The sequence below is a fragment of the Pseudoxanthomonas sp. CCNWLY206-1 genome, from assembly GCF_039710385.1.
Classification (GTDB): Bacteria; Pseudomonadota; Gammaproteobacteria; order Xanthomonadales; family Xanthomonadaceae; genus Pseudoxanthomonas_A.
In genome coordinates this window covers 56,741-71,253 of record NZ_JBDKXI010000002.1, presented here as the reverse complement: position 1 = coordinate 71,253, position 14,513 = coordinate 56,741, and the positions used below count along the sequence as shown (strand labels likewise).

Annotated in this window: 13 protein-coding genes; 9 read left to right on the top strand and 4 right to left on the bottom strand. The window is 62.3% G+C overall.

Annotated elements, in window-relative coordinates:
* The first annotated feature begins 31 nt into the window (after window positions 1–31).
* Window positions 32–2,533 carry an XVIPCD domain-containing protein gene (locus AADW18_RS04500; RefSeq protein WP_337342179.1) on the top strand — a complete coding sequence of 834 codons (2,502 nt, stop codon included), beginning with the start codon at window positions 32–34 and terminating at the stop codon, window positions 2,531–2,533.
* A 150-nt stretch (window positions 2,534–2,683) separates the two neighbouring features.
* Window positions 2,684–4,075: a DNA repair protein RadA gene (gene radA / locus AADW18_RS04495; protein WP_337342178.1), complete on the top strand. Its 1,392-nt coding sequence runs from the start codon at window positions 2,684–2,686 to the stop codon at window positions 4,073–4,075.
* 194 nt (window positions 4,076–4,269) lie between these two features.
* Here the strand turns inward: radA and AADW18_RS04490 are convergent, their stop codons facing one another.
* Together AADW18_RS04490 and ccsA are read right to left on the bottom strand one after the other, a co-directional pair.
* The gene (locus AADW18_RS04490) at window positions 4,270–4,785 is read right to left on the bottom strand and encodes a demethoxyubiquinone hydroxylase family protein (protein WP_337342177.1); all 516 of its coding nucleotides are present in this window, start codon (window positions 4,783–4,785) and stop codon (window positions 4,270–4,272) included.
* Window positions 4,782–5,573 carry a cytochrome c biogenesis protein CcsA gene (gene ccsA / locus AADW18_RS04485; protein ID WP_337342176.1) on the bottom strand — a complete coding sequence of 264 codons (792 nt, stop codon included), beginning with the start codon at window positions 5,571–5,573 and terminating at the stop codon, window positions 4,782–4,784. The genes AADW18_RS04490 and ccsA overlap by 4 nt, the downstream gene beginning before the upstream one ends.
* 158 nt (window positions 5,574–5,731) lie before the next feature.
* On the opposite strand from ccsA, the gene ffh reads away from it, so the two are divergent.
* The 7 genes from ffh to AADW18_RS04450 all read left to right on the top strand — a co-directional run bounded on the left by ffh (window position 5,732) and on the right by AADW18_RS04450 (window position 11,221).
* Window positions 5,732–7,105 (top strand): signal recognition particle protein, encoded by a 1,374-nt coding sequence (gene ffh / locus AADW18_RS04480; protein ID WP_337342175.1) that lies wholly within the window; start codon window positions 5,732–5,734, stop codon window positions 7,103–7,105.
* A 135-nt stretch (window positions 7,106–7,240) separates the two neighbouring features.
* Window positions 7,241–8,038: an aminotransferase class IV family protein gene (locus AADW18_RS04475; protein WP_337342174.1), complete on the top strand. Its 798-nt coding sequence runs from the start codon at window positions 7,241–7,243 to the stop codon at window positions 8,036–8,038.
* A gap of 99 nt (window positions 8,039–8,137) precedes the next feature.
* On the top strand, window positions 8,138–8,395 hold the full coding sequence (rpsP, locus tag AADW18_RS04470) for a 30S ribosomal protein S16 (protein ID WP_337342173.1): 258 nt from the start codon (window positions 8,138–8,140) through the stop codon (window positions 8,393–8,395).
* A 38-nt stretch (window positions 8,396–8,433) separates the two neighbouring features.
* Window positions 8,434–8,961 carry a ribosome maturation factor RimM gene (gene rimM / locus AADW18_RS04465; protein WP_337342172.1) on the top strand — a complete coding sequence of 176 codons (528 nt, stop codon included), beginning with the start codon at window positions 8,434–8,436 and terminating at the stop codon, window positions 8,959–8,961.
* Between the two features lie 109 nt (window positions 8,962–9,070).
* The gene (trmD, locus tag AADW18_RS04460; protein ID WP_337342171.1) at window positions 9,071–9,826 is read left to right on the top strand and encodes a tRNA (guanosine(37)-N1)-methyltransferase TrmD; all 756 of its coding nucleotides are present in this window, start codon (window positions 9,071–9,073) and stop codon (window positions 9,824–9,826) included.
* Window positions 9,827–9,999: 173 nt separating this feature from the next.
* Window positions 10,000–10,398 carry a 50S ribosomal protein L19 gene (gene rplS / locus AADW18_RS04455; RefSeq protein WP_337342170.1) on the top strand — a complete coding sequence of 133 codons (399 nt, stop codon included), beginning with the start codon at window positions 10,000–10,002 and terminating at the stop codon, window positions 10,396–10,398.
* Between the two features lie 415 nt (window positions 10,399–10,813).
* The gene (locus AADW18_RS04450; RefSeq protein ID WP_337342168.1) at window positions 10,814–11,221 is read left to right on the top strand and encodes an RNA-binding S4 domain-containing protein; all 408 of its coding nucleotides are present in this window, start codon (window positions 10,814–10,816) and stop codon (window positions 11,219–11,221) included.
* A 53-nt stretch (window positions 11,222–11,274) separates the two neighbouring features.
* Here AADW18_RS04450 and AADW18_RS04445 read toward each other — a convergent pair whose 3' ends face one another.
* Entirely contained in the window at window positions 11,275–11,886 is a 612-nt protein-coding gene (locus tag AADW18_RS04445) for a DUF937 domain-containing protein (RefSeq protein WP_337342167.1), read from the bottom strand.
* Between the two features lie 210 nt (window positions 11,887–12,096).
* Window positions 12,097–14,349: a catalase/peroxidase HPI gene (gene katG / locus AADW18_RS04440; RefSeq protein WP_337342166.1), complete on the bottom strand. Its 2,253-nt coding sequence runs from the start codon at window positions 14,347–14,349 to the stop codon at window positions 12,097–12,099.
* Between the last annotated feature and the right edge of the window lie 164 nt (window positions 14,350–14,513).

Genomic DNA, 14,513 nt, shown 5'->3' with positions numbered 1-14,513 from the left:
GTGGTGTCAACCCAAGACAAGGAGCCAGGCCATGCCAACGCCCGCCGTCCGAATCGAGCCGGAGCTTCCTTTGCAGGAACCGCGTTCGCTCGAAGAAAAGGCACTTCAGATCCGGCAACAGCAATCGTTTGTCGCGAGCCTGCGCACGTCGGATGATCCGGAACTGGTGGAGCACGCTGACCAGTTGGAACGCCAGTACCACACTCGGGAGATGGCCGGGCTTGCTGACGATGTCTATCGATCCGCCGCGCATGAACCGCCACTACAGTTTGGCTGGCGGCGCGCCAGCGAACACCCGGAGTTGCTGCGGCAGGCGGGCGTGAACTGGACTGACGAACAGATAGGCCAGTATCTGCAACCCAACGACTCCAACTTTCGCGCCGAAATCTATCTGCCCGACCCCGCTGTTTTTGGGGCTGATGCCAGGCCAGTGATTTGCTACAAGGGCTCCAACGGACCGGTCGTGGCTCGGGATGAGCAGGGAAATCCAATGCGGCGCGAATCGGCGCCGGAGGATTGGCTGAATAACGGGCTGCAAGGTACTGGTCTGGAAAGCGACTACTACAATCGAGCCATGAGATTGGCTTCCGATTTAAGTGGCACCGCTGTAGGTAGTCGCTTCGAAATCGTCGGCCACTCGCTCGGTGGCGGCTTGGCTTCCGCCGCCTCGGCCGTGACCGGTATTCCCGCTACCACCATCAATTCCGCGGGACTTCACACCAACACTGCGCTGCGCTTTGCCCAAAGCAATGGCCTGACTGTATTCGATACCCAACAGACGGTTACCGCGATCCAGATACAAGGCGAGGTGCTGACCGACGTGCAAACCGGAGTAGGGCAGTTGAGCGGCTTGCGCCGCATGCAACTGGGTGTGGTTGCCAACATGGCCGCCGATGTTTCCCGCCTTCCCGGTGCGCGCGAGCGGGTGGAGGATTTAATCGAGCAGTCATTCCCGCACAGCACGCGAGCGCAGCAAGACGCGTTGGGGTTGATCGATTACCTGGCGGAAAACTCTGGCAATCAAATCCTCCAGCGTGTTCCTACCGCCGCTGGACAAGTGCAGCCCACGTTGCCGGCGAAAATGCGCGATGCCAATGGCCAACTGGTTGATCGCCCAGCCGAGTTGGCGCTGAGCGACGTCGGCAGGGATGCCGGACCCCTATTGAATGTGTTGACCGGAGCGCTTGTCGGCGCGCAGGCGGGCAAATATGCCGGCGGAGCGATCGCCCAGGGCGGACGAGTCACCGAGGTGGTGCTGGACAAGTTCGGAGACGGTTACCAGGTAACTGGGAAGATCGCTGGCCAGACGGCGGAACTGGGCGCGCAGACCATCGGCCAGGTAGCCGGTTGGCAGGTACGCCAGGGCGGTGAGGCGGTGGCGCAGGTACGGCTTGGCGCCGGCTATCTGGGTGCTGCGCTGCCGATAGTGCAATGCGCGGGTGCGCAATGGAGCAACGAGACTACCAATGGGTTGCTGCGGGCGGTGGACAAGATTCCGTTCGCTGACCGGCTGTTTCCTGGAATCGACCAATTGGTCGAACGGCGCGAGCGCGCCACGGACGCATTCTGCGAAGACAAGCGCGAGCAAGCGGCGCACAGCATCGAGGCCGCGCGGCAGGACGCTCAAGGTATTCGCGGATGGGCAGACCAAGGTGCACAGGGCATACAACAATCCGCCAACAGCGTTGGCGCTGACTTGCGCCGCGTCAACGAGCAGGCGGGACTCAAGGTAAATCTTGCACTCGACGAAGCCGGGCGCAGTATTCGCGGCGCTTCCGAACATGCGCCTACGGCGCTCGCTGCGACTGGCGCGGTAGTGGGAACGTTGGGAGCGGCCCAGGCCACTTATCTGACCAACGGACCAATCAGTTGGATCAATCTCGCCAAAACCGGCGTAGTGGTCACTCAGGGCAAGGACGCCGCGGCGGAAGCCGTACTGCGTCATGGCATGACCAGTACCGCCATTCCCAGCCTGGACGCACGCACGATGGCGCTGGAGCACGAGGCTGTCGAGCAGCTGGCGCGCTTCCGCGCGCTGCAGGAGCGGCAGAACGTCTCGCCAGCAACAGAATCTCATCAGCAGGCGCCTTCTGGCGGCGCCGGTGTTTCGGATACTCCCATTAAGACCGGGCTACTGCTCAATCAGCCAAGCCACCCCGACTATTCCTTGTTCCGTACCGCCGCCGAAGGTGTCTATGCACTCGATGCGCAGGCGAATCGTGTTCCCGATCTGCGTAGCGATCAGCTCAGCGGACACTTGGCTGTGGCAGCCAAACGAGAAGGCCTCAGCGCTATCGATCATGTCGTCCTGAGCCATGACGCCAGCCGCACTTTCGCAATCCAGGGGCGGCTGGAAGATCCAGCGCACCAACGCGCCTCGGTGGACACCACGCAGGGATTGAATACCTCGTTGGCTCACAGTACCCAACGGATGGCGGAGGTCCGCGGTGAGCAGGTCGAGCAAACACGCATCCAGACGCGGGATCAGCAACAAGAACAAGAAACAGTCAATCGTTCGCTACGATTTGCCTGACTTGCGGGCCCGCGAGCCGGCCAGATAAAAACCCCATCCATTCGCGTCATGCCGACGACGCTGGCGCCTGCTAGCCGCCGTGGGCGCTGTGTCTCGCGCACTGCGACGTGACGCGGCTATTCTGTACGCCGTCAAGCACGATGGAAATTTATGGCCAAGAGTAAGACGGCGACCAAGACAGCGTATGTCTGCGGCGAATGCGGCGCCGATTTCAACAAGTGGCAAGGCCAGTGCGGCGAATGCGGTGCGTGGAATTCACTTTCGGAAATCGTGTTGGAGGCCGCCGGCAGCGCACCGCCCGCAGCACGACGTTCGGGATGGGCAGGTAAAGCGGACGCGCCGAAGATCACGGCGCTGAAAGACGTGCGCCATAGCGAAGAAGCACGCGTTTCCACGGGCATCGGCGAGTTCGACCGAGTGCTGGGCGGCGGCCTGGTGGAAGGCGCCGTGGTATTGGTCGGTGGCGATCCGGGCATCGGCAAATCCACCTTGCTGCTGCAAGCGCTGGCGGCGATGTCGGCGAATTTCCCTGCGCTGTACGTGACCGGCGAAGAATCGCTGGCGCAGGTGGCGGGGCGCGCCGTGCGTCTGGGCCTGCCGCTGGATGACTTGCAGGCACTGGCCGAAACCGGCATTGAGAAGATCCTGGACCAGGCGGTTGCCACTCGGCCCAAGCTGATCGTGGCCGATTCAGTGCAGACGCTGTGGACCGAATCACTGACCGCCGCGCCAGGGTCGGTCAGCCAGGTGCGCGAGAGCGCGGCTCGGCTGGTGCGCTATGCGAAGGAAACCGGCACGGCCGTATTCCTGGTCGGCCACGTAACCAAGGAAGGTGGCATCGCCGGTCCGCGAGTGCTCGAGCACATGGTCGACGCGGTGCTGTACTTCGAAGGCGAAAGCGGCAGTCGTTTCCGGGTGTTGCGCGCATTCAAGAATCGCTTCGGAGCGGTGAACGAACTCGGCGTCTTCGCCATGGGCGAGAAGGGGCTGAAGGAAGTGCCGAATCCATCGGCCATCTTCCTGTCGGGCGGCAGCACCCAGCAACCCGGCAGCTGCGTGCTGGTGACGCGCGAAGGCACGCGTCCACTGATGGTGGAAGTGCAGGCGTTGGTCGATTCATCACCCTTGTCCAACCCACGCCGCGTGGCGGTTGGCCTGGAACAGAACCGCCTGGCGATGCTGCTTGCCGTGCTGCATCGGCATGGGGGCGTGGTGGTCGGCGACCAGGACGTGTTCGTGAACGTCGTCGGTGGCATCCGCGTGCAGGAAACCGCGGCCGATCTGCCGGTGTTGCTGGCGGTGCTGTCATCGCTGCGCGATCGGCCGCTTGCAGACAAGACGGTCGCGTTCGGCGAAGTGGGCCTCTCCGGTGAAATTCGCCCAGTACCCAACGGCGAGGAGCGCTTGCGCGAAGCCGCGACCCATGGCTTCAAGCGGGCCATCGTGCCCAAGGGCAATGCACCGAAATCAGGTGCATTCAAAGGATTGGAAGTGGTCGCGGTGGAACGGCTATCGCAGGCGTTGGAGGCGGCAGCGGAGTAGGGTACGCAAGGCCCGCCTCGCCCTACGTAGAACGGAGCTGCGCCTCGCGATAGGTCCGATCAGCAGCAACGGCGCCGTTCTCGTAGAGCGGAGCTTGCTCCGCTGCTTTTCATCCCGAACCTGATATGCCGGATGCTTCCGGAGCGGTGCGCCAAGAGCAGCGGAGCAAGCTCCGCTCTACGAAGCTTCGCTGCCTAAAGGCGCATCCCCAGCCAGATAACGGCTTCGGTTGATGCACGAACAATCGGCGAAATCAGCAACGGCCAAAATCCGACACGAGTCAGGCGCTTGCTATGGTCGTGGTGTTCGCGCTCGTCGGCGACGATATCGGCGATAGCGGTGTAAGCCGTCGGGTCCTGATCTCGCAATTCCGCCATCTGCCTTTCCAGATGCTCAAGAACCACGCTCTCGACAGCATGGGTAGTGGCGGCAATCGCGCCACCGCCCAACATGGCGGTGAATAAACCCAATGCGAACCCACCCAGGCCGCACAACAAGTAGCTGCGGCACCTGCGCACTCTTCGCGCTTGCAGGCGTTCCCAAAATAATGCGCGGTGGCGAACCTCGTGCGACAGAAATTCGCGCAGCATGTCAGTCATATGGGGGGCGGAAAATCGGGAAACCACTATCTGCGCTCGATAGATGTTCACCGCTCCGTTCTCGCCAGCGTGGTTCACCTTGAGGATTCGGCTACCCCGTGTGGTTGTCATTCCCGCTGCAGCACCAACTCAAGCACGAATTTGCTGCCGAAGAACGCAAGCACCAACAGTGTCATCGCCACCAGCGTCCAGCCCACCGCTTTGCCGCCACGCCAACCGTAGCGCCAGCGGCCCATCAACAGGGCGCCGAAAGCGAGCCACGAGAGAATGCTAAGCACGGTTTTGTGCGCCAGGTGCTGCGCGAAAAAGTTCTCCACGAACAAAATGCCGGTCAACAACGTCACGGTCAGCAGCGCGAAACCGACCGCGATAGTGCGGAACAGCAGATCTTCCAGTTCGGTCAGCGGGGGCAGGGCACGTAGCCAGGCGTGAAATTCGCGCCGGCGAAGCGCACGTTCCTGTGCCCACAGCATCACCGCCAGCAGCGCCGCGATCGCCAACGTGGCGTAGGCCAGCAGCGCCAGCCAAGCATGCAATTGCAAACGCCAATCCAGGGCGGGAGCGGAGACATGGCCGTTGGCGTGATACGTGAACAGGAGCAGCGCCGCCAACGGGAATGCAACCACGCCCACTGCCGCCATGCGACCCTGCGCGCCCACCACCGATGTCATGGCCGCCATACCCAGGCCGACCAGCGAGAGCGCGGCGAAAAAGTGCATGTCCGGCCCGCCTGACGTGCCCCACGCGACCCACAGGTGATAGCCGCCATGCAGCAGTACCGCCGCCAACGCCGGCAGTAACCAGAGACGCGGCCTATTGCCACTGTCCTGGATCACGACCCGGACCAGCAGCCCCGTCGCCAGGAGATAGAGCGCTATCGCGATGAGAATTATTGTCATCCCGGAAGTGTCGCATATCGGCATTGCCCTTCAAGGGGCGCCTGCTGGCTGCGAACCCGCCCAAGGCTCTTTCCGCCCAGTCCTGCTGGCCGCTTCGAAAGGGCCTTGGCTTCGCCGGGCTATAATCCGCGTCCGTTTACCGTCCGCAGTACGCCTCCATGTTCGAATCCCTCACCCAGCGTCTTTCCGGCACCATCGAGCGCCTGCGCGGCCGCGGCCGCCTGAGCGAGGAAAACATCCGCGAAGCCACGCGCGAAGTACGCATCGCGCTGCTTGAGGCCGACGTGGCGCTGCCGGTGGTGCAGGCACTGATCGAGCGCATCAAGGTGCGTGCGGTCGGCCAGGAAGTGCTGAAGAGCCTGACGCCCGGCCAGGCGCTGATCAAGATCGTCCGCGACGAACTGACCACGGTGATGGGTTCCAGCGCTAGCGACCTGAACCTCAACGTTCCGGCGCCGGCGGTGATCCTGATGGCCGGCCTGCAGGGCGCGGGCAAGACCACCACCGCGGCCAAGCTCGCCAAGCACCTGAAGGAACGCCGCAAGAAGAAGGTGATGGTGGTCAGCGCCGACGTCTATCGCCCGGCCGCCATCGAGCAGCTCAAGACGCTGGCCCAGCAGGTGGACGTGCTGTTCTTCCCGTCCGATGCCGGGCAGAAGCCGGAAGACATCGTGCGCGCCGCCATCGACGATGCCCGCAAGTCCTTCGCCGACGTGCTGATCGTCGACACCGCCGGCCGCCTGGCGATCGACGAAGCAATGATGGCCGAGATCAAGGCACTGCATGCGGCGGTCAAGCCGGTGGAGACGCTGTTCGTCGTCGACGCCATGACCGGCCAGGACGCTGCCAACACTGCCAAGGCATTCTCCGAGGCGTTGCCGTTGACGGGCGTGGTGCTGACCAAGACCGACGGCGATGCGCGCGGCGGTGCGGCGCTTTCGGTGCGCTACATCACCGGCAAGCCCATCAAGTTCATCGGTGTGGGCGAAAAACCAGACGGCCTGGACGTGTTCCATCCCGAGCGCCTGGCCAACCGCATCCTGGACATGGGCGACGTGCTGTCGCTGGTGGAGCAGGTCGAGCAGAACGTCGATCAGGAAAAAGCCGCCAAGCTGGCGGCCAAGGTCGCCAAGGGCAAGAAGTTCGACCTCAACGACATGCGCGATCAGTTGGAGCAAATGCAGAACATGGGCGGCTTGAGCGGCCTGATGGATAAGCTGCCCGGCATGGGGCAGATTCCCGACCATGTGAAGCAGCAGGTGGCGGCAGGAAAGGAAGTGCCGCGCATGGTTGCCATCATCAATTCCATGACCAAGAAGGAGCGCCGCAATCCGGCGTTGCTCAACGGCTCGCGCCGCGCCCGCATCGCGCGCGGGTCCGGCACTACGCCGGCGGACGTCAACAAGCTGATGAAGCAGTATCAGCAGATGGAAAAAATGATGGGCAAGCTCGCTGGTGGCGGAATGAAAGGGTTGATGCGCGGCATGAAGGGCATGATGGGCGGCGCACGCGGCGGCATGCCGTTCCGTTGATGCGCTTCTCTTGTAGGAGCGACGTGAGTCGCGATTCGATATCTGGTTGATCATCGTGGTCTGGTGCCGCAGCACGCTGGCATCACTTCCGCAGGCAAGGCTGAGATCGCGCACATCGGAGACACTGCTCACCCCATGTCCATCGCCTTCCTCAACGGTCACTCCGCCAGTGCCGATGATCTGCGTGCGCTGGCGCTGACCAACTACGGCCACTTCACGTCGATGCAGGTGCGCGGCCGCGCGGTGCAGGGCCTGGACTTGCACCTGCGCCGATTGCAAAGCGCCACGCGCGAATTGTTCGACAGCGATCTGCCAACAGCACGCATCCTGGACAACCTGCGCATCGCGCTGGACACCGGCGAACCGGATTGCTCGCTCCGTCTGACAGTATTCGCCCGTGCCTTCGACTACCGGCATCCTGCCGGTGCGTTTCTGCCGGATGTGCTGGTGTCGTTATCGCCGCCTGCGGATCCGGAAAAGCCGGCCTTGCAGCTCAAGTCGTATCCGTTCGTCCGTCCACTGCCGCACATCAAGCACGTGGGTACGTTTTCCTTGTTCCACTACCGGCGGCTGGCGATACAGGCCGGATCCGACGACGCATTGTTCGTTACCCCGGACGGGGCTGTTTCGGAAGGCTCCATCTGGAACATTGGCTTTTGGGATGGTGCGAGCGTGGTCTGGCCTGAAGCGCCCGCCCTGCGCGGCGTAGGTGAACAGCTGCTTCAGGCAGGCTTGAGCCATCTTGGGGTGGCGCAGCAGCATCGTCGGGTGACGCTGGGGGAGGCGAAGGGGTTTCGCGCCGGTTTCGCCGTCAATGCCAGCGGAATCCAGCCGGTGCTGGGCGTTGATGGGGTCGTCTTCGGTAGCAGTGAGACGCTAATGGCGCGGCTGAAGGCCGCCTTGGCCAGCCAGCCCTGGCAGGCGATCAGCTAGAACAGGCGCATTCCCCGGTTTCCTTCAAGCATTCAATGGCTTAGAATATCCGGCTTACCTCGCCATTCTGGCGACTGGGCAACACTGGAAAACAAAGCAATGGTCAAGATCCGTCTCACCCGTGGCGGCGCGAAGAAGCGTCCCTTCTACCACATCATCGTCACCGACTCGCGCAGCGCGCGTGACGGCCGCAATATCGAGCGCGTGGGTTATTACAACCCTGTCGCCGCCGGCAACGAAAAGCGCGTCGAGCTGGACATCGCCCGCGTTGATCATTGGGTGGGCAATGGCGCCCAGCTGACCGAGAAAGTCCGCAGCCTGTACAAGGAAGCGGCCAAGACTCAGGTTTCGGCCTAAGCGGTGGCGCCGCTGCGGCGGCGCATCCTCCGAACGTAATGAATACCGAGCGCCCCACCGCCCAGCAGAAAACGATTCTGTTGGGGCGGGTAGTGGGCGCTTTTGGTGTGCGCGGCCAGATCAAGATCGAATCCTGGACCGAACCGCGCGACGCGATTTTTCGCTATCAACCATGGACGCTGCGCGATGCGGCCGGCAACGAGCGCGAACTGAGCGGTGCACGCGGAAAGGACTCGGGCAAGCATCTGGTTGCGACGTTTCCAGGTGTGGAAGACCGCGATGCGGTGGAAGCACTGCGCGGCACCGAAATCCATGTACCGCGTTCGGCGCTGCCGCCCCCAAAGCCCGGTGAGTTTTACTGGGTGGATTTGGAGGGGTTGCGGGTAATGAATGCGGACGGCACCGACTTCGGCCATGTTTCGCACTTATTCTCGACCGGTGCCAACGACGTGCTGGTGGCGCGCGGGGAACGTGAGCGATTGATTCCGTTCGTCGAGCCCGAATTCGTCAAATCGGTGGATTTCGAAGCGGGCGTAGTGACGGTTGACTGGGATCCGGATTTTTGAAGTGGCCAAATGGTGAAGAGTAAATAGCCAAGGGTAGATAGCCTAGAGAAGCCAGGCATCTGCTTTTACCCTTCACTATTTACCCTTAACTCTTTACTGCTTCCCCGCCATGCGCATCGACGTCGTCAGCTTGTTTCCAGAATTCGTCGCGCAATGCGCGGGCTTCGGCGTCGTTGGCCGGGCGCAGGAGCGTGGTCTTCTGGCGCTGCAAGGTTGGAATCCGCGCGACTATGCCGTAGGCGGTTATCGCCGCGTCGACGATCGGCCCTTCGGTGGCGGTCCGGGCATGGTGATGATGATCGAGCCGCTGCTGGCCTGTCTTTCGGCCACGCGTGGGGCCGACCCAGAGCCGGCACCGGTGGTGTATTTGAGCCCGCAAGGCCAGCCGCTCACCCAGCGGAAGGTTCGCGAATTGGCCACTCGTCCGCGTTTGATTCTGTTGTGCGGACGCTACGAGGGCGTGGACGAACGCCTGTTGGCGGCCGAGGTGGACGAAGAGATTTCGATCGGCGACTACGTGCTGTCCGGCGGCGAACTGGCGGCGGCGGTCGTCATCGACGCGGTCGCACGGCTACAGGATGGGGTTCTGAATGACGCGGAGTCCGCGGTTCAGGACAGCTTCGAAGGCGATGGTCTGCTGGATTGCCCGCACTACACCCATCCCAGCGTCCATCCGCTGGGCGAAGTACCTGCGGTGCTGCGGTCTGGCGACCACGCTGCCATTGCTCGCTGGCGGCGCCAGCAATCGCTGGGCCGGACCTGGTTGCGCCGCCCGGACCTGCTGGACGAGACCGGGTTGTCCAAGGCCGACCGCACCCTCTTGGAGGCGTTCCGGCAGGAATGGCGGGAAAGCGGCCAGGAATAGGCCAGATTAAGGGGCAATCTAGCCACACGAGCCGGAAATCGGGTAATATGCGCGGTTCCTAGGCCACGACCGGCCGGCGGAACCCCATAAGAATATCGTGCAGCGCAATTCGGCGACTGCATCAGTTTTTGTTGTCGAACGACACAACCACGCTAACAAGTAACGGTGCCATCATGAGCAATCTCATCCAGGAATTCGAAGCCGCCCAGATCCAGCGTGAGCTGCCTGCGTTTGGCCCCGGCGACACGGTTGTCGTCAACGTCAAGGTTAAGGAAGGCAACCGCGAACGTGTGCAGGCGTACGAAGGCGTGGTCATCGCCAAGAAGAACGCCGGCCTGAACTCCGCCTTCACTGTGCGCAAGATCTCGCACGGTTACGGCGTTGAGCGCGTGTTCCAGACCCACAGCCACATCATCGACTCGGTCGAAGTGAAGCGTCGCGGCAAGGTTCGCGCCGGCAAGCTGTACTACCTGCGCGAGCTGGAAGGCAAGGCTGCCCGCATCAAGGAAGATCTGGCCGGCAACGCCGCTGCCAAGCAGGCTCGCCAAGCCGCCGCTGCCGCCGCCAAGTAATCGGCGTTTTCGGTGTCGCAGCAACGGCCACCTTCGGGTGGCCGTTCGCGTTTGTGATCCGTGGCCGACGGGAGCAAACTGCTGCTACCCGGATCGTCGGAGCCGACTCCATGTACAGGAAGATGTTCTTGGTTTTGCTGTCTCTGACTGGCTTCACCGCAGGCTGTGCCAGCGGCGGATATGGTGTCCAGGACGCGTCCCCGCCGCCGCCGCACCTCTGGTGCGCTGATGAGGCGCGCGCTGTCGCATCGCAGCCGTTACCCGTCGATGCCAGTAGGGAACAGCGGGAAGCGGTTCGCGACTACCACATGTCCAAGGCGTGCCAGCAGGCTTACGAGCAATCCGCCGAAATCCGGCTCCCAGCAGGCAAGCCGCCGTCCTGAGCCATCTTTCGATACTGCAAACCGAACACCGTATGACAGATATTCCCGCTCCTACACCCAGCATCCGCCTCGATATCTGGCTGTGGTCCGCACGTTTCTATAAGACCCGCGCATTGGCCAAGCAGGCCGTGGAGACGGGGAAGGTCGAGATCGGCGGCCAACGCGCGAAGCCCGCGCGCGGCGTTCGGTCAGGCGATGAATTGAAGATCGCGCGCGGCGAAGAAGTGTTCGAGGTTCAGGTCACGGCACTCAGTGACCAGCGAGGTCCCGCGATCTTTGCAAGGACGCTCTATCACGAGAGCGAAGACTCGCGTATCAAGCGGGAAGCCGCGGCCGCGCAGCGTCGCGCCGAGCGCACCGGCTACCAGGCACCGCAGTCCAAGCCCGATAAACGGGCAAGACGTCTGATCCGCGCATTAGGCGACATCGACGCGTTGTAAACGACCGAAGCGCACAGCATGCGCTCCGGTCGCAGGCTTTCAACCGCCACTCCTCAGCGGCGGCCGCCCAACAGTCCGCCGCCAATCTTCAACAGGTCGCCTAATCCCAGCTGGCCGTCACCGTCCTGATCCAGTACCGCGCCCAGCAGACCGCCACCTACACCGCCCTGCTGTGCGATTTGCTGCTGTTCCTGGCCCAGAGTGCGACTGAGGCCGGTGGCGTCTTGCCCGCCTTGCGTCATTCGTTGTGCCAGAAAAGCCATCACGATGGGTGCCAGCGTCTTCAACAGTTGGCCGGCACGATCGCCGTCAAGACCTGTGGCCTGGGCTAAACCCTGCTCGGCACGAGGCTGATTGCCGCCGAAAATATGCCCGAGCATGCCGGCGCCGTTGGTTTGCGGAGTACTGGAACCACCCATCACCGCCCCCAGTACGCTGCCGATGTCCAAGCCGCTGTGGTTGCGCTGCAATGCTCCGAACAATGCTTCAGCGCCCTGCGGTTGAGCGCTGTTGCGGCCCAATGCGCCCATAAGCAAGGGTAGCGCAGCACTGACCGCGCTCGAGGCCTGATTCTGGTCGATACCGAGCTGCTGAGAGAGTTGCTGCAACGGGGCGCCTTGAAGTTGCGCGGAGAGCTGTTCAGTCAAAGATGCATGGTTGCTCATGGTCGGCCGTCCTCCTGGACGTTTGGGGTAAAGCGAGCGGCCATGCTAGCGCTAATCCAGGCATCCGCCGAAGCGAAACAGACACTGCCCGACCGGCGGGCATCCGCAACAAGAAAGAGCCGCATACCTGACGGCACGCGGCTCTTATATTCGCCTTATCGGTCGGGGCCAATCTCTACGGTCTACTCTCCGAGACGACCACTTCCGGGATCAAGCAAGATCAAAGCGATCGAGGTTCATCACCTTGTTCCAGGTCGCCACGAAATCACCGACGAACTTCTCCTGTGCGTCCGAGCTTGCGTAGACCTCAGCCAAGGCGCGCAGTTGGGAGTTGGAGCCGAATACCAGATCGGCTCGAGTCCCCGTCCACTTGAGTTCGCCGGTTTTGCGATCGCGTCCTTCGAACACGTTCTTGTCATTGGAAACCGCTTTCCACTCCGTGCGCATGTCGAGCAGGTTCACGAAGAAGTCGTTGGTGAGTGCTTCCGGCCGTTGGGTGAAGACACCGTGTTGGGATTGACCGGCATTCGCATTCAATACACGCATGCCGCCAATAAGAACCGTCATCTCCGGCGCGGTCAGCGTCAGCAACTGTGCTTTGTCGATCAGCAGGGCCTCGGCGGGGACGCTGTACCGGCCCTTGAGATAGTTGCGGAAGCCATCTGCGGCGGGTTCGAGTGGCGCAAACGAATCCACGTCGGTCTGTTCCTGCGTGGCATCGGTGCGTCCCGGCGAGAAGGGAACCGTTACCGCGTGGCCCGCATTCTTCGCAGCCTGCTCGATGCCTGCGCAACCGGCCAGTACGATCAAGTCGGCCAGGGACACCTTCTTGTCACCCGCTTGCGCAGTGTTGAAGTCGTTCTGGATACCTTCCAACGTCTTCAGCACGTTCGCCAACTGCGCGGGCTGGTTGACCGCCCAATCCTTTTGCGGCGCCAGGCGAACGCGAGCGCCGTTGGCACCGCCGCGCTTGTCGGAGCCACGGAAGGTGGAAGCCGAGGCCCACGCGGCGGAAACCAGTTGGGAGACCGACAAGCCCGAAGCCAGGATCTTTTCCTTGAGGGAAGCAGCATCCTGCTCGTCGATGGGCTTGTGTTTGGCCTTGGGAAGGGGGTCCTGCCAGATAAGCTCTTCAGCAGGTACTTCCGGGCCGAGATATCGCGCAAGCGGGCCCATATCGCGATGGGTCAACTTGAACCATGCGCGGGCGAAAGCGTCCGCGAACTGATCCGGATTTTCCAGGAAACGGCGCGAGATCTTTTCGTAGGCGGGGTCCAATCGCAAGGAAAGATCCGTGGTCAGCATATTGGGAGCGCGCCGCTTCGAACCATCATGCGCATCCGGAACCGTATCAGCACCGGCCCCCGCTTTTGGCTGCCATTGATGCGCGCCGGCCGGGCTCTTGGTCAGTTCCCATTCGTAGCCGAACAGGTGCTGGAAAAAGTCGTTGCTCCACTTGGTCGGTGTCGTGGTCCAGGTGACCTCAAGGCCGCTGGTGATGGTGTCGGCACCCGCGCCTTTGCCAAAGCTGTTCTTCCAGCCGAAGCCTTGGTCCTCGATATCGCCGGCTTCGGGTTCGGCCGCCACGTGTGAAGCGGCGCTCGCACCATGTGTCTTGCCGAAGCTGTGTCCGCCAGCGATCAGTGCAACGGTCTCCTCATCGTTCATCGCCATGCGCGCAAAGGTTTCGCGAATATCACGTGCAGCGGCAATGGGGTCCGGGTTGCCGTCAGGCCCTTCCGGGTTGACGTAGATAAGACCCATCTGCACGGCAGCCAGCGGGTTTTCCAGATTGCGTGTATGCACGTCCCCGTCCGCCGCGTTCTCTGTCACCAGCACGCCGCCTTCCTTCTCGACGCCTTCGGAACCGTGCGCGTAGCGTTCGTCGCCTCCGAGCCATGTGGTTTCGCGACCCCAGTACACGTCCATATCCGGCTCCCACACATCCTCGCGTCCACCAGCGAAACCGAAGGTCTTGAATCCCATCGTTTCCAGGGCGACGTTGCCGGTGAGAATCATCAGGTCGGCCCAGGAAATCTTGCGGCCATACTTTTGCTTGATCGGCCAAAGCAGACGGCGTGCTTTGTCCAGGCTGGCGTTATCGGGCCAACTATTGAGAGGCGCGAAGCGCTGCTGGCCACGCCCGCCGCCGCCGCGACCGTCGCCGATGCGGTAGGTGCCGGCGCTGTGCCACGCCATGCGGATGAACAACGGGCCGTAATGACCAAAGTCCGCCGGCCACCAGTCCTGGGAGTCGGTCATCAGCGCGGCGAGATCCTTTTTCAAGGCGGCCAGGTCGAGGCTCTTGAACTCCTTGGCGTAGTCGAAGTCCTCACCCATCGGATCTGACTTGGACGAGTGCTGATGCAGCAGATCAAGCCGAAGTTGATTCGGCCACCAGTCCCGGTTCGAGGGACCGACGCCGGCGCTGTGCTTGAACGGGCATTTTGCTTCTGATGACATGGTTCTGCTCCTTGTAGTGTTTGCATCCAACTCGATCCGGATTTGGAGTTCGAGTACCGGTGGAATCTTTTTTGATGCGATCTAACGATGCACCCATCTTTGGCCAGTCCTGGAGCAACGGACCGCCGTTTCGTTGTTTGGCGATTCTGGTTGCTGTCCATGCA

Bases quoted from the DNA above. Each gene is read 5' to 3' on its own strand.
- rpsP (WP_337342173.1), top strand. From the start codon at position 8,138: ATGGTCAAGATCCGTCTCACCCGTGGCGGCGCGAAGAAGCGTCCCTTC.
- AADW18_RS04445 (WP_337342167.1), bottom strand. From the start codon at position 11,886: ATGAGCAACCATGCATCTTTGACTGAACAGCTCTCCGCGCAACTTCAA.
- rimM (WP_337342172.1), top strand. From the start codon at position 8,434: ATGAATACCGAGCGCCCCACCGCCCAGCAGAAAACGATTCTGTTGGGG.
- AADW18_RS04500 (WP_337342179.1), top strand. From the start codon at position 32: ATGCCAACGCCCGCCGTCCGAATCGAGCCGGAGCTTCCTTTGCAGGAA.
- radA (WP_337342178.1), top strand. From the start codon at position 2,684: ATGGCCAAGAGTAAGACGGCGACCAAGACAGCGTATGTCTGCGGCGAA.
- katG (WP_337342166.1), bottom strand. From the start codon at position 14,349: ATGTCATCAGAAGCAAAATGCCCGTTCAAGCACAGCGCCGGCGTCGGT.
- AADW18_RS04475 (WP_337342174.1), top strand. From the start codon at position 7,241: ATGTCCATCGCCTTCCTCAACGGTCACTCCGCCAGTGCCGATGATCTG.
- trmD (WP_337342171.1), top strand. From the start codon at position 9,071: ATGCGCATCGACGTCGTCAGCTTGTTTCCAGAATTCGTCGCGCAATGC.
- ccsA (WP_337342176.1), bottom strand. From the start codon at position 5,573: ATGACAATAATTCTCATCGCGATAGCGCTCTATCTCCTGGCGACGGGG.
- AADW18_RS04490 (WP_337342177.1), bottom strand. From the start codon at position 4,785: ATGACAACCACACGGGGTAGCCGAATCCTCAAGGTGAACCACGCTGGC.
- rplS (WP_337342170.1), top strand. From the start codon at position 10,000: ATGAGCAATCTCATCCAGGAATTCGAAGCCGCCCAGATCCAGCGTGAG.
- ffh (WP_337342175.1), top strand. From the start codon at position 5,732: ATGTTCGAATCCCTCACCCAGCGTCTTTCCGGCACCATCGAGCGCCTG.
- AADW18_RS04450 (WP_337342168.1), top strand. From the start codon at position 10,814: ATGACAGATATTCCCGCTCCTACACCCAGCATCCGCCTCGATATCTGG.